The 14,037-nt window shown below is 72.1% G+C and carries 13 protein-coding genes; 10 read left to right on the top strand and 3 right to left on the bottom strand.

The window, feature by feature from the left end:
- Positions 1-3 precede the first annotated feature (3 nt).
- Positions 4-855 (top strand): diaminopimelate epimerase, encoded by an 852-nt coding sequence (dapF, locus tag FFS51_RS05190; protein ID WP_137877724.1) that lies wholly within the window; start codon positions 4-6, stop codon positions 853-855.
- Positions 856-977: 122 nt separating this feature from the next.
- Here the strand turns inward: dapF and FFS51_RS05185 are convergent, their stop codons facing one another.
- Positions 978-1,631 (bottom strand): class I SAM-dependent methyltransferase, encoded by a 654-nt coding sequence (locus tag FFS51_RS05185; protein ID WP_137877723.1) that lies wholly within the window; start codon positions 1,629-1,631, stop codon positions 978-980.
- A gap of 85 nt (positions 1,632-1,716) precedes the next feature.
- Here FFS51_RS05185 and hflX point away from each other — a divergent pair, with 85 nt between their 5' ends.
- Entirely contained in the window at positions 1,717-3,240 is a 1,524-nt protein-coding gene (gene hflX, locus FFS51_RS05180) for a GTPase HflX (protein ID WP_056519496.1), read from the top strand.
- Between the two features lie 41 nt (positions 3,241-3,281).
- On the opposite strand, the gene FFS51_RS05175 is transcribed toward hflX, so the two are convergent.
- Positions 3,282-5,186: a S9 family peptidase gene (locus tag FFS51_RS05175; protein ID WP_137877722.1), complete on the bottom strand. Its 1,905-nt coding sequence runs from the start codon at positions 5,184-5,186 to the stop codon at positions 3,282-3,284.
- Positions 5,187-5,358: 172 nt separating this feature from the next.
- On the opposite strand from FFS51_RS05175, the gene FFS51_RS05170 reads away from it, so the two are divergent.
- Positions 5,359-6,345: a methylenetetrahydrofolate reductase gene (locus tag FFS51_RS05170; protein WP_137877721.1), complete on the top strand. Its 987-nt coding sequence runs from the start codon at positions 5,359-5,361 to the stop codon at positions 6,343-6,345.
- Entirely contained in the window at positions 6,342-8,675 is a 2,334-nt protein-coding gene (metE, locus tag FFS51_RS05165) for a 5-methyltetrahydropteroyltriglutamate--homocysteine S-methyltransferase (RefSeq protein ID WP_137877720.1), read from the top strand. Before FFS51_RS05170 ends, metE begins: the two co-directional genes overlap by 4 nt.
- A 70-nt stretch (positions 8,676-8,745) precedes the next feature.
- On the opposite strand, the gene lexA is transcribed toward metE, so the two are convergent.
- The gene (gene lexA, locus FFS51_RS05160) at positions 8,746-9,417 is read right to left on the bottom strand and encodes a transcriptional repressor LexA (RefSeq protein WP_045247616.1); all 672 of its coding nucleotides are present in this window, start codon (positions 9,415-9,417) and stop codon (positions 8,746-8,748) included.
- A gap of 258 nt (positions 9,418-9,675) precedes the next feature.
- Between lexA and FFS51_RS05155 the strand changes: the two genes are divergently transcribed.
- The 6 genes from FFS51_RS05155 (at position 9,676) to FFS51_RS05130 (ending at position 14,034) form a co-directional block, all read left to right on the top strand.
- Complete coding sequence (locus FFS51_RS05155; protein WP_137877719.1) at positions 9,676-10,029, top strand: LysM peptidoglycan-binding domain-containing protein; 354 nt, start codon at positions 9,676-9,678, stop codon at positions 10,027-10,029.
- 45 nt (positions 10,030-10,074) lie between these two features.
- Positions 10,075-11,157: a histidinol-phosphate transaminase gene (locus tag FFS51_RS05150; protein WP_137877718.1), complete on the top strand. Its 1,083-nt coding sequence runs from the start codon at positions 10,075-10,077 to the stop codon at positions 11,155-11,157.
- Positions 11,154-11,771 (top strand): imidazoleglycerol-phosphate dehydratase HisB, encoded by a 618-nt coding sequence (gene hisB, locus FFS51_RS05145; RefSeq protein ID WP_137877717.1) that lies wholly within the window; start codon positions 11,154-11,156, stop codon positions 11,769-11,771. Before FFS51_RS05150 ends, hisB begins: the two co-directional genes overlap by 4 nt.
- On the top strand, positions 11,768-12,412 hold the full coding sequence (gene hisH / locus FFS51_RS05140) for an imidazole glycerol phosphate synthase subunit HisH (RefSeq protein ID WP_137877716.1): 645 nt from the start codon (positions 11,768-11,770) through the stop codon (positions 12,410-12,412). The genes hisB and hisH overlap by 4 nt, the downstream gene beginning before the upstream one ends.
- Positions 12,413-12,473: 61 nt before the next feature.
- Positions 12,474-13,220: a bifunctional 1-(5-phosphoribosyl)-5-((5-phosphoribosylamino)methylideneamino)imidazole-4-carboxamide isomerase/phosphoribosylanthranilate isomerase PriA gene (priA, locus tag FFS51_RS05135; protein WP_045247621.1), complete on the top strand. Its 747-nt coding sequence runs from the start codon at positions 12,474-12,476 to the stop codon at positions 13,218-13,220.
- Positions 13,204-14,034: an SseB family protein gene (locus FFS51_RS05130; protein WP_137877715.1), complete on the top strand. Its 831-nt coding sequence runs from the start codon at positions 13,204-13,206 to the stop codon at positions 14,032-14,034. Before priA ends, FFS51_RS05130 begins: the two co-directional genes overlap by 17 nt.
- The last annotated feature ends 3 nt before the right edge of the window (positions 14,035-14,037 follow it).

Below are 14,037 nucleotides of genomic sequence, written 5' to 3'. Positions count from 1 at the left end.
CCCATGCCCGCATTGCCGTTCACCAAAGGCCAGGGGACCGGCAACGATTTCGTGATCATCGCCGACCCCGACGGCGTCGTCGACCTCTCCGACGCCCAGGTCGCGGCTCTCACCGATCGCCGCTTCGGCATCGGCGCCGACGGAACGCTGCGTGTCGTGCGCTCCGCGGCGATCGCGGAGGGCGCCGAGGCGGCGGCATCGGGAGCCGAGTGGTTCATGGACTACCGCAACGCCGACGGCTCGGCGGCCGAGATGTGCGGCAACGGCATCCGTGTCTTCGCCCGCTACCTCGAGCAGGCGGGACTCGCGACATTCGGCGAGCAGCGCATCGGCACGCGCGCCGGCGCCAAGACCGTGCGTCGCGACGGCGACGGCTTCGAGGTCGACCTCGGTGTGTTCGTCGTCGACGAGACCGACGTTCTGGTGCAGGCCAAGGGTCTGCCGGTGGCGCGACCCGGTCTTGGCATCGACGTGGGCAACCCGCACGTGGTCGTCGCACTTCCTTCGCATGACGAGCTCGACGGCCTCGAGCTGGCGTACGTTCCCCAGCTGACGCCCGCACCGGCGGCGGGCGCGAACGTCGAGTTCGTCGTTCCGGGAGAGCCTCTCGTGGTCGACGGGGTCGGCTCCATCCGCATGCGGGTGTTCGAGCGCGGTGTCGGCGAGACGCTCAGCTGCGGCACCGGCGTCGCCGCCGCGGCCCTCGCTGTGCGCCACTGGGCGGGCCCCGCCGCCCCCGACCGCTGGCGCGTCGCCGTGCCGGGCGGCGAACTCGGCGTGCGGGTCGTCGACGGTCACGTGCTGCTCTCCGGCCCAGCCGTGCTCACCTACACGGGCGAGGTCGCGCTCGCCTGACCGGCGGGTGCTCCGGGCGAGGTCGCGCTCGCCTGACCGGCGGGTGCGCGTTCGACGGACGTCGCTCGCGGCGGGCTATCGCCTCGAGCGCGACCGCGGGGAATCGGCCGACAAGCGCCCGATCAGTCGACCGGGTAGGGCAGCGCGATCGCCTCGGTCGGCGGGGTGCCGTGTCGGCGCACCTTGAGGACGCGGTACCCCCGCGCGGTCGCCGCGCGGTGCACGCTGTAGCCCATGGGGAAGGTCGCCGAGATCCACCGCTGCAGGGAGTCCGACCCGAGGTTGCGGGCGACGACGAACCAGCCGTCGGAGCGCTCGTCGAGCCGCGGGATCCAGCGCTCGAGCATGTCGTGCAGCTCGTTCTTGCCGACGCGGATGGGCGGGTTCGACCGGATCGTGCGGAACACCACGTCGTCGGGAACATCGTCGGGCGTCACCGCGTTGACGTTCTCGAGGCCCAGGCGCTCCGCGGTGGCGCGGACGAGTCCGAGGGCCCGCTGGTTGACATCGACCGCCCAGATGGTGGCGCGCGGCGACTCGATCGCCAGCGACAGTGAGATCGGACCCCACCCGCAGCCGAGGTCGAGGAAATGACCTCCGGGAGGCGGCGGGGGCGTGTTCGCCAGCAGCACGGACGTCCCGGCGTCGAGGCGATCGGGACTGAACACGCCGTTCGCGGTCGTCACCTGCACGTCGCGTCCCGCGAGCGTCACGGTGATCAGCCGCTGCTGTTCGGGACTGGCCGGAGACGCACTGAAGTAGTGGTCGCTCGGCATGGTGCGAGCGTAGCGGAGAGCGCGTCTGGGCGGGAGGCTAGAGTGAGCGGATGCCGCGGCCACGGGGCATCCTCGAAAGGAATTGATGACGGACGACATCGACACCGCGCACGCGAGTCGACAGGATGACGCCGTGGAGCGGGTGCTCGCTCGGGCGGAGGCGCGGGCGGGAGTGCGTCGCTTCGACGAGCTCGGGTCCGCGCAGGCTCTGCAGGACGCGTCGACCGCGTACGGCGGCGAGACCGACGGCGAGCAGTGGGACCGTGAGGAGCGCGCCGCGCTGCGGCGCGTACCCGGGCTCTCGACCGAGCTCGAGGACGTCACCGAGGTCGAGTACCGGCAGCTGCGACTCGAGAACGTCGTGCTCGTCGGCGTGCATCCGCAGGGTGAGCAGGAGGACGCCGAGAACTCGCTGCGCGAGCTCGCCGCGCTCGCCGAGACCGCGGGTGCCGCGGTGCTCGACGGCGTGCTGCAGCGTCGGCCGCACCCCGACCCCGCGACCTACGTCGGTCGCGGCAAGGCCGAGGAGCTGCGCGACATCGTCGCCGCGGTCGGCGCCGACACCGTGATCGCCGACACCGAGCTCGCACCGAGCCAGCGGCGTGCACTCGAAGACGTCGTGAAGGTGAAGGTCATCGACCGCACCACCGTCATCCTCGACATCTTCAGCCAGCACGCGAAGTCTCGTGAGGGCAAGGCCCAGGTCGAGCTCGCCCAGCTCGAGTACCTCCTCCCGCGCCTGCGCGGGTGGGGTGACTCGATGAGCCGTCAGGCCGGTGGCCAGGTGGGCGCCGGCGGCGCCGGCATGGGTTCGCGCGGACCGGGTGAGACGAAGATCGAGCTCGATCGCCGCCGCATCCGCACCCGCATGGCAATGCTGCGCCGGCAGATCCGCGACTTCGCGCCGGCCCGCGATGCGAAGCGCGCCGAGCGCAAGCGCAACACGATCCCGTCCGTCGCGATCGCCGGCTACACGAACGCGGGGAAGTCGAGCCTGCTGAACCGGCTTACGAGCGCGGGTGTGCTCGTGGAGAACGCGCTGTTCGCGACGCTCGATGCGACAGTGCGGCGGGCCGAGGCATCCGATGGACGCGTCTACACGCTCACCGACACCGTCGGGTTCGTGCGCAACCTGCCGCATCAGCTCGTGGAGGCGTTCCGCTCCACGCTGGAGGAGGTCGGCGACGCCGATGTGATCGTGCACGTCGTCGACGGCTCCCACCCCGACCCGGCAGCGCAGCTGGCGACCGTGCGCGACGTGATCGGCGAAGTCGGCGCGCGCGCCACGCAGGAGCTCGTCGTCTTCAACAAGGCCGACCTCGTCGATGCCGACGCGCGCCTCGTGCTGCGCGGACTCGTGCCGGGCGCGTACTTCGTGTCGTCGCGCACGGGTGAGGGCATCGCCGAGCTGCGCGCCGCTGTCGAGGCCGCGCTGCCGCTGCCGGCGGTGGAGATCACGGCGCTCGTGCCCTACGGTCGCGGGGACCTCGTCTCCGCGGTGCACGACACCGGGCTCATCGTGAGCCAGTCGCACGAGGAGACCGGCACTCTGCTGCACGCTCACGTCTCCGAGCGTCTCGCCGCTGAGCTCGCCCCGTTCGCGCGCTGAGCGTTCAGGTCCGTCAGTCGTGAGCGGCGACCCTTCGGCGCTCAGTCGAGCGCGAGCGGCGGCACCCCCGGTGGAGTGAATCCGAACACGGCGCCGAGGAAGGCGAGCTCGGTCTCGGCGGCGTCGATGATCGTCTCCCGGCGGCGGAAGCCATGCCCCTCTCCCTCGTAGAGACGGTAGGCGTGCGGGATGCCGCGCGCCGCCAGCGCGTCGCGGATGGCCTCCGACTGGGCGGGCGGCACCACGGCATCGTCGGCGCCCTGCAGCAGCAGCACGGGCGCCGCGAACCGGTCCGTGTGTGACAGCGGGGAGCGCTCGAGATAGACGGCCTCCGCCTCCGGCAGGGGACCGATGAGGCCGTCGAGGTAGCGCGACTCGAAGTCGTGAGTGTCGGCGGCCAGGGCGCGCGCATCGGCCACGCCGTAGCGCGAGATGCCCGCCGCGAACACGTCGCTGCCGGCGAGGGCGGCGAGCACGGTCCATCCGCCGGCGGAGCCGCCGGCGATCGCGATGCGGGCGGCGTCGGCGTCGCCTTCCGCGACGAGACCGGCCACCGCGGCGAGGACGTCGTCGACGTCGACGATGCCCCACTGACCGTCGAGGCGCTCGCGGTAGGCGCGTCCGTAGCCGGAGGACCCGCCGTAGTTGACGTCGAGCACGCCGATGCCGCGGCTCGTGAGGTAGGCGATCGATCCCGACAAGCCCCCCGCGACGTGGGAGGTGGGTCCGCCGTGCACGGTGACCACATACGGCGCGCGCTCGCCGGCGGGCGCCACGATTCCGGGAGCGGTCGGCGGGTAGACGAACGCGTGCACAGGCCCGTGCGGACCGGGGTAGGTGACCGCACGCGGGGTCGGCAGCCAGGCGTCGGGCAGCGGTGCGGCGCCGCCGACCACGGCCTCCGCGGCGCCGGTCTCGACGTCGACGAGCCACAGTCCGCTCGACACGGCCGAGCCCGCGCCCGTGAGCAGCACGCGCGAGCCCGCGGCATCCTCGATGAGCAGGTGGCTCGAGACCGGCAGCGGGATGCCGCGACTCGTCCCGTCCGCCTCGATGACGTCGAGCTCGTCCCGGCCGTTGGTGCGGAGGGCGGCGATGCGGCCGCCACCGAGCGGCGCGAACCAGCGACTGCCGAGCACCCACAGCGCGCCGCCGGTGTCGGCGTCGGCGGGCGCGACCTCCGTCACCATGCCGCCGCGCACCCGACGGAGGTTCCAGCGCCCGGTCTCGTCGTCGGAGTAGAGCAGCGCGCCGTCCGGCTCCCACGTCGGCTGCACCGGCGCGCTCGCGCCGCCGGCGACGACGGATGCCTCGTCCGGCCGCCCGAGCGGAGCGCGCCGGAGTTCGCTGCGCTCCCACGGCATGTGCGGGTGGTTCCAGCCGATCCAGGCGATCTCACCCCCGTCGGGGGAGAGCGCGGGCTGGGCGACGAAGTCGGTGCCGGATGCGACGACCTGCAGCGCGGTCGGGTCGTCGGAGGCAGATCCGTCGAGCGGGATGCGCACGGCGTCGTGGGTCGTGCCGCGCGCGTCCTGGGTCTCGCGCACCGCGAGCAGCGCACCGCCCGTGACGGTGAGTCCACCGAAGCGCTGTCCGAGCCCGCCCGGCGTGAGGGGCTGAGGTTCCTCACCCGGGGTGAGCGAGTAGACCCGCTGGTCGCCCTTCTCGACGAACACCAGCCCGCCGTCGCCGCGAGGAGCCCACGCGCCGCCGCCGTACTCGTGCACCGCCGAGCGTGCGCTCCACGGTGCCGGAAGAATCTCCGCCACCTCTCCGCCCGCGGATCGCCGGCGCACGGTGCCGCGGCCGCCCTCCTCGGGCACCGACGCGCCCCACCAGATCTCCGATCCGACCAGGCGCGCGCCGTCGAAGCGGGGCGAGGAACCGGCGATGTCGGAGGCGGACAGCGGCGACGGCCAGGAGCCGTGGGGGAGAGTCTGCGGCATCCCTCCACGCTAGCCGCGGGCCGCGGCATCCGCCCGCTCGGCGCGGAGCGGGAGACGCGTGCGCGGTGCTCGCGTGACTCCGGGCGTCACACACGGCTGCGCACATCGCTCGGTGCTTTATGCTCTGATCCCACCCGTATGCGCATTCTGCGCACCTCTTCCACCGTGTGAAATGACCTCTTCCGTCGACTCCGTGCCCGCGCCTGCGCCGTTCTCGTTCGAGCTGTACCCTCCTCGCACGGCGGCGTCAGAGGCGGCTCTGCACGAGACGATCGCGCGCCTCGCCGAGGTCGGGCCGCGGTTCATCTCGGTGACGTACGGTGCCGGCGGATCCACCGGCGGACGCTCGCTCGAGGTGCTGCGTCACATTCGCGCCACGACCGATGTCGAGCCGCTGGCGCACCTCACGTGCGTGGGCAACACCTATGCGGGTGCCAACCGTCTCATCCGCGAGTTCCTCGACGCCGGCATCCGCAGCTTCCTCGCGCTGCGCGGAGACCCGCCCGCGGGCACCTCCGAGGACGACGTGTACCTGGGTGACCTGGAGAGCGCCGCCCAGCTCGTGCAGCTCATCGACCGCGTCCAGGCCGAGCGCGCCCCCTACCAGGAGTCCGGGATCCCCGGCATGCCCGGCGCCGCCCGCGTCGATCCGCGCCCGCGGGTCGACATCGCCGTCGCGGCCTTCCCGAACGGCCACCCGCGGTCGCGGCACCCGCGCGAGCACATCGACGCGCTGCTGGCGAAGCAGGCCGCCGGTGCGACCCTCGCCATCACCCAGCTGTTCTTCCACGCCGACGACTACGTCTGGTTCGTCGACCGCGCCCGTGCGGCGGGAGTCACCATCCCGATCCTGCCGGGGATCATGCCGATCACCGGCCCGGCACGGCTGCGCCGTGTGCTGCAGCTGACCGGCGAGGAGATCCCCGCCGACCTTGCGATCGCGCTCGAGGTCGAGCCGACCGCCGAGGGCCAGCGGGAGATCGGCATCGCGCACGCCGCGCGTCTCGCCGAGGAGGTGCTGGCCGGGGGAGCGCCCGGTGTGCACCTCTACGCGTTCAACAACCACGACACCGTGCTCTCGGTCCTCCGTGAAGCAGGTATTCTCACCGCGGGCGCCTCCGGCCCCGCCTCCACCCCAGTGAAGGAGTCACGTCGATGACTGCACCCGCCCTGCCCGAGGGAACCATCCTCGGCTACCCCCGCATCGGCCGCCGCCGTGAGCTCAAGCGCGCCGTCGAGTCGCACTGGGCGGGCGCGCTCTCCGAGGCCGACCTCGAGGCCACGACGGCCGACCTCCGCCGCGCCACCCGTGAGCGTCTCGCCGAGCTCGGTCTCGGCCGCACGGACTCCTCGATCCCCGAGTCGTTCTCGTACTACGACCAGGTGCTCGACGTCACCGCGACCGTCGGCGCCCTGCCCGCCCGCTTCACGCGTCTGCGCGACAGTGACGGCAGTGTGCCGCTGTCGGCCTACTTCACGGCCGCCCGCGGCGAGGGCGATGACGCGCCGCTGGAGATGACCAAGTGGTTCGACACGAACTACCACTACCTGGTTCCCGAGATCGGTCCCGAGACCCGCTTCGCGCTCACGAGCGACCGATTCGCCCGCCAGGTCGCCGAGGCCCGCGCCGACGGCTTCGTCACGCGCCCCGTCGTCGTCGGCCCCGTCACGTTCCTCGCGCTGGCGAAGGCGACGGATGCCGCGCCCGCCGGCTTCGCTCCGACGAGCCGCCTCGATGACCTCCTGCCCGTCTACGTCGAGCTGCTCGCGTCGCTGAAGGCGGCCGGAGCCGAGTGGGTGCAGCTCGACGAGCCGGCCCTCGTCAGCGAGAGCGTCGACGTCGACCCCGCCGCTCTCGCGGCGCTCGCGGAGCGCGCCTACGCCGTGCTCGGCGGTGCCGCCGACCGCCCGTCGATCCTCGTGACCGCCGGCTACGCGCAGCTCTCGCCCGAGGCGTGGCAGGTTCTGGCCGCGGCCCCCGTCGAGGCGCTCGCGATCGACCTCGGCCGCGGTGCGCTTCCGGCGGCCGTCCCCGGGCTCGAGTCCAAGACCCTCGTGGGCGGCGTCGTCGACGGCCGCAACATCTGGCGTGGCGACCTCGAGGCCGCCTGGCAGAAGCTCGAGGCGCTGAAGGGGCTGGGCGCGGCATCCGTCGTCGCCGGCACCACCACCTCGCTGCAGCACGTGCCGCACGACGTCGCCGACGAGCCTGGGCTCGATGAGCGTCTCGTCTCGTGGCTCGCGTTCGCCGACCAGAAGGTCGGCCAGATCGCGGTGCTCGCGCGTGGCCTGGCCGAGGGTCGTGACGCGATCGCCGACGACCTCGCCGCCGCGACGGCGGCGCTGGAGGACCGTCGTTCGGCACCGGGCGTGCGTGTCGACGCGGTGCGTGCCCGCACCGGCGCCCTGACCGACGCCGACTTCTCGCGCGGCGACTACGCGGAGCGTGCCGCGGCGCAGGATGCCGCGCTGCACCTTCCGGCGCTCCCGACGACCACGATCGGGTCGTTCCCGCAGACCGGTGACATCCGTCGTGCCCGCGCCCGCCACGCGAAGGGCGAGCTCACCACGGCCGAGTACGACGGGTTCCTCCGCGACGAGATCGCCGCGGTCATCACGCTGCAGGAGGATCTCGGTCTCGACGTCCTCGTGCACGGCGAGCCCGAGCGCAACGACATGGTGCAGTACTTCGCCGAGAACCTCGACGGCTTCGCGGTGACGCAGAACGGCTGGGTGCAGTCCTACGGCTCGCGTGCGACGCGTCCGTCGATCCTCTGGGGCGACGTGTCGCGTCCGGCGCCGATCACGGTGGCGTGGGCCGAGTACGCCCAGTCGCTCACCGCGAAGCCCGTCAAGGGCATGCTGACCGGCCCGGTGACGATCCTCGCGTGGTCGTTCGTGCGCGACGACCAGCCGCTGGGCGAGACCGCGAACCAGGTCGCCCTGGCGCTGCGCGACGAGATCGGCGACCTCGAGCAGGCCGGCATCGCGATCATCCAGGTCGACGAGCCCGCCCTGCGCGAGCTGCTTCCGCTGAAGAAGGCCGACCAGCCGGCCTACCTCGACTGGTCGGTGGGATCGTTCCGCCTGGCGACGGCGGGTGCCGAGACGGCCACCCAGGTGCACACGCACCTGTGCTACTCGGAGTTCGCCGTCGTGATCGACGCGATCGCCGCCCTCGACGCCGACGTCACCTCGATCGAGGCGGCCCGCAGCCGCGGCGACGTGATCGACGACATCTCGGCGTCGGGCTTCAGCCACGGCATCGGCCCGGGTGTCTACGACATCCACTCGCCCCGCATCCCGAGCGTCGAAGAGGTGACCGAGCTCCTCGAGCGCGCGGTCAAGGCGATCCCGACCCGCCAGATCTGGGTCAACCCCGACTGCGGTCTGAAGACCCGTGGCTACGCCGAGACGAAGGCCTCGTTGCGCAACCTCGTCGCCGCGACCGTCGCGGTGCGCGAAGAGGTGGGCGCGCCCCAGGGCTGAGCGCCCCTCGCACGACAGAGGGCGGCGACCGGATGCTTCCGGTCGCCGCCCTCTCGTCGTCTCGGTGTCGTTAGACCGCGCGCATGAGCGCGACGACCTTGCCGAGCACGACCGCCTCGTCGCCGAGGATCGGCTCGAACGCGGAGTTGCGCGGCAGCAGCCAGGTGTGGCCGTCCCGCTGGCGGAAGGCCTTGACGGTGGCCTCGCCGTCGAGCATCGCGGCGACGATGTCGCCGTTCTCGGCGGTGGACTGCGAGCGTACGACCACCCAGTCGCCGTCGCAGATGGCGGCGTCGATCATCGACTCGCCCTGCACCTTGAGCATGAACAGGTCGCCCTTGCCGACGAGCTGGCGGGGGAGGGGGAAGATCTCCTCGACCTGCTGCTCGGCCGTGATCGGGATGCCGGCGGCGATGCGCCCGACGAGGGGCACCATGGCGGCGTCGCCGACCGAGGGGGCCGTGTCGGCGGGGTTCTCGGCCGCGGTACCGGGGAGGTCGATGAGCACTTCCATCGCACGGGTCTTGCCCGCGTCGCGACGCAGGTAGCCGCTCAGCTCGAGCTGGTTCAGCTGGTGCGTGACGCTCGAGAGCGACTTGAGTCCCACGGCGTCGCCGATCTCGCGCATGCTCGGCGGGTATCCGTGGCGCGCGATGGAGCGCTGGATGACCTCGAGGATCGCCAGCTGCTTGTCGCTGAGGCTCTTGCGCCGACGCGTCTGCGGCTTCTCCCGACCGGGCATCGCACGCTCCTTCCCTGGGCCGCCTCGTCGTTCCCGTTCGAATGTCGGAGGTCGGTGATGTGCTTCAGATGTCGAAAACCTATCCGGCTCTCGGCGCCCTTCGCGGGAGCGAGCACGCGTGTCGCGTTCGAAAGTCCTCGAAGGCGAGAGCCGGTTGACACTCGACAATATCGAAGATAGATTCGGAAAAGAAGTTCGCAAGACCGGCCCCCGGCCGGGTCCGGTCTTGCGACACTTCACCACTCTGAGGAGGCAGACATGACGACGATCCCGCTCACGCTCGCACCGCGCACCCGACTGCGGATGACGCGTCGTGGCCGCCGCGTGCTCGTGTTCCTCGCCGCACTGCCTTTCCTCATCGGGGTCTCGGCGGGCATCGTGTCGGGCGGGGCGGCTCTCGCGTCGCGCGACGCCGGTGCTCCGGCGGGCACCTACCAGACCGTCACGGTCGAGGCCGGTGACTCGCTGTGGTCGATCGCGGAGCGCGTCGCGCCGCAGGCAGATCCGCGCGACGTGGTCGACGCGTTCGTGCAGCTCAACGCACTCGGAAACGGCACGGTGGTGGCCGGCGAGCAGCTGTCGATCCCCACCGAGTACGCTCCGGCTCGCTGATCTCGACCGTCGGGTCGGCGCGTATCCCGCCTCTACGATGGAACGGTGACCCGTCTCGAAGACCTTCCGATACGCGACGACCTGCGCGGGCTCGTCCCTTACGGCGCCCCGCAGGTCGCGCTCCCCGTCGCTCTGAACGTCAACGAGAACACGCATCCGGTTCCGGATGAGGTCGCCAGCGACATCCTCGATTTCATCGCCCGCGCGCTGCGCGACGTCAACCGCTATCCCGACCGCGAGTTCACCGCGCTGCGCGAGGGCTTTGCGGACTATCTCGGCAACGGGCTGCTCCCCGAGCAGATCTGGGCCGCGAACGGGTCGAACGAGGTGCTCCAGCACGTCCTGCAGGCCTTCGGCGGCCCGGGACGTCGGGCGTTCGGCTTCACGCCGACGTACTCGATGTACCCGCTTCTCACCCGGGCGACCGGCGCCGAGTGGGTCGCCGGCGACCGGGCCAGCGACTACACGCTGTCTCCGCAATCCGCGGCCGACCAGGTGGCCGCCGCTGACCCCGACGTCGTCTTCCTGTGCGCTCCCAACAATCCGACCGGCACGCCGCTGCCGATCGATGTGATCACCGCCGTCTACGAGGCGAGCCGCGGCATCGTCATCGTCGACGAGGCCTACATCGAATTCGCCCCGCGCGACGCGGTCTCGGCGATCTCGCTCCTCGAGGGCCGGGAGCGCCTGGTCGTCTCCCGCACCATGAGCAAGGCGTTTGCCTTCGCCGGTGCGCGCGTGGGCTACCTCGCCGCCGACCCGGCGATCATCGACGCGCTGCGCCTCGTGCGCCTGCCGTACCACCTGAGTGCGCTCACACAGGCCGCCGCATCGGCGGCGCTGCGTCACGCGGACGTCATGCTCGGGATGGTCGACGAGATCGTCGCGCAGCGTGACCGCATCTCGGCGACAGTCGAGGCGCTGGGCTTCCGCGCCCACCCGTCGTGGACCAACTTCGTGCTGTTCGGCGACGTCGACGACCCGCGGGCGACCTGGCAGGCGCTGTACGACCGGGGCGTGCTGATCCGCGACGTCGGCATTCCGCACCACCTGCGGGTGACGGCGGGCACCGCGCAGGAGACGACGGCGTTCCTCGATGCCCTGGCCTCGCTAGAATCGGGCGCATGAGCGCCGCACCCGCAGCATCCCGTACGGCGTCGATCACCCGCAGCACCAGCGAGTCGTCGGTCGAGCTCACCCTCGACCTCGACGGCACCGGGCGCAGCAGCATCGACACGAGCGTCCCGTTCTTCGACCACCTGCTGACGGCGTTCGCGAAGCACTCGCTCACCGATCTCACCGTGCGCTCGAGCGGCGACACGCACATCGATGCGCACCACACGGTGGAGGACGTCGCGATCGTGCTCGGTCAGGCGATCCGCCAGGCGCTCGGCGACAAGGTCGGCATCTCGCGCTACGGCGACGCGCTCGTGCCGCTCGATGAGGCCCTCGCGCAGGCTGTGGTCGACATCAGCGGCCGTCCGTACCTCGTGCACACCGGCGAGCCGGAGGGGTACGAGCACCACCTGATCGGCGGCCACTTCACCGGTTCGCTCGTGCGCCACACGTTCGAGGCGATCGCGTTCAACGCGGGCCTCACCGTGCACGTGCGCGTGCTCTCGGGTCGCGACCCGCACCACATCGCGGAGGCCGAGTACAAGGCGTTCGCGCGCGCGTTCCGTCAGGCGAAGGCGCTCGACCCGCTCGTCGAGGGCATCCCCAGCACCAAGGGCGCTCTGTGACGCGCACGCCGCTCGTCGCGGTGCTCGACTACGGGTCGGGCAACGTGCACTCCGCGGTGAAGGCGCTCGCGGCGGCCGGCGCCGACGCGCGCCTCACCGCCGATCGCGCGCTCGTGCTCGAGGCCGACGGTCTGGTGGTGCCAGGGGTCGGCGCGTTCCGAGCCGTCATGGAGGCGCTCCGCGCCAGCGGGGGAGACGAGCTCATCGACCGGCGCCTCGCCGGAGGACGTCCCGTGCTCGGAATCTGCGTCGGCATGCAGGTGCTGTTCGGCCGCGGGGTCGAACGCGGCGACGACACCCCGGGTCTGGGGGAGTGGCCGGGCGTGGTGACCGAATTGGATGCCCCGGTGCTCCCGCACATGGGATGGAACACCGTCGAGCCCGGCGAGGGGTCGACGCTGTTCGCCGGCGTCGAGGACGAGCGGTTCTACTTCGTGCACTCCTTCGCGGCGCAGCAGTGGTCGCTCGAGGTGCAGCCGCCCTTCCCCACGCCGTCGCTGACCTGGGCGACCCACGGGTCCCGGTTCCTGGCAGCCGTGGAGAACGGCGCGCTGTCGGCGACCCAGTTCCACCCGGAGAAGTCGGGGGCCGCCGGCATCCGACTGCTGTCCAATTGGATCGGCTCGCTCTCCGCGGGATAACCTCTCCCGGGCGCGCGTCGGCGCGCCGCGGCATCCGCCTGTTCGCTTCACCCGAGGACCCATGAACGACTTCGCTTCCACGCCCGAACTGATCCTCCTTCCCGCGGTCGACGTGGCCGACGGCAAGGCTGTGCGCCTCACCCAGGGGGAGGCCGGCAGCGAGACGAGCTACGGCGACCCCGTCGAGGCCGCCCTCGAGTGGGCCCGCCAGGGTGCGCAGTGGATCCACCTCGTCGACCTCGACGCGGCGTTCGGTCGGGGCAGCAACGCGGCCCTGCTGCGCAAGGTCATCACGCACGTCAAGGGTGTGAACGTCGAGGTCTCCGGCGGCATCCGCGACGACGCCTCGCTCGAGGCGGCTCTCGAGTCGGGCGCGGCGCGCATCAACCTCGGCACCGCGGCCCTGGAGAACCCGGAGTGGGCGGCGGATGTCATCGGCCGCTACGGTGACGCGGTCGCCGTCGGCCTCGACGTGCGCGGAACGACCCTCGCCGCCCGCGGCTGGACGCGCGACGGCGGCGACCTGTGGGCCGTGCTCGACCGGCTGGAGGAGGCCGGCTGCACGCGGTACGTCGTCACCGACGTCACCAAGGACGGCACGCTGCGCGGCCCGAACCTCGACCTGCTGCGCACCGTCGCCGACCGCACGCCGAAGCCGGTCATCGCGTCCGGCGGCATCTCGAGCCTCGACGACATCGCGGCGCTGCGCGAGCTCGTGCCGCACGGTGTCGAGGGCGCGATCGTCGGCAAGGCGCTCTATTCGGGGGCGTTCACCCTGCGCGAGGCGCTGGATGTCGCCGGAGCCTGAGTCGCGGCATCCCGGTCACGGCGGGGCCTGCGGCCACGACCACGGCTCGGCGCACGATCCTCACCTGACCGATTCGGCGGGCACTCCGTGGGCGGGTCGCAGCTTCGAGCCGAACCCGCACGCGGGCGACGACGGCTCGGCCGACCCCGCTCTGCGGGCGGCGCTGGAGGCCTTCCATGCCGGCGAGGGCGATCAGGTCGCCGTCGCGACCGCGTACCGCACGGCGCGCCTGCTGATCCCGCTCATCGCCGAGAAGGGAGACGAGGGTGTGGGCCCGACCGGCCTCGTCGTCGACAAGACGCAGGAGCTGTCGATCGTCACGGTGGCTGCGCCCGACGGGCGACGCGTGCTGCCGGTGTTCACATCGGTGGCGACCATGAGCGCCTGGGATGCCGCGGCTCGCCCGGTGCCCGCCGACGGCGTGCGCACGGCGCTCGCGGCCGCGAACGACGACACCGACCTGATCGTGATCGACCCGGGCTCGGACACAGAGTTCGTGCTGCGGCGCCCCGCCGTGTGGGCGATCGCCAAGGGTGAGGAATGGGAGCCGTCCTTCGCCTCGCCGGCGGTGTTCCTGGGCCTTCAGCGCAGCATCGCGCACGAGCTCGCGGTGCTCGATCTGCAGGTGGCTCCCGGGGATCCGCGCGCGCGGGGTCTGGGCTCCGAACTCGTCGTGCACCTGAATCTCGCGGCGGGCCTCGATCAGCAGGAGCTCGACGCCGTGCTCGCGCGACTCGCCCGCCGGTGGGCCGCCGATGACGCGGTGGCGACCCTGGTCGACTCGCTGTCGGTCAAGTTGCACCGCGCGCGCTGAGCT

The organism is Microbacterium sp. 4NA327F11 (assembly GCF_005503465.1).
Classification (GTDB): domain Bacteria; phylum Actinomycetota; class Actinomycetes; order Actinomycetales; family Microbacteriaceae; genus Microbacterium; species Microbacterium ginsengisoli.
This window is presented reverse-complemented; position numbering and strand designations above follow the sequence as displayed.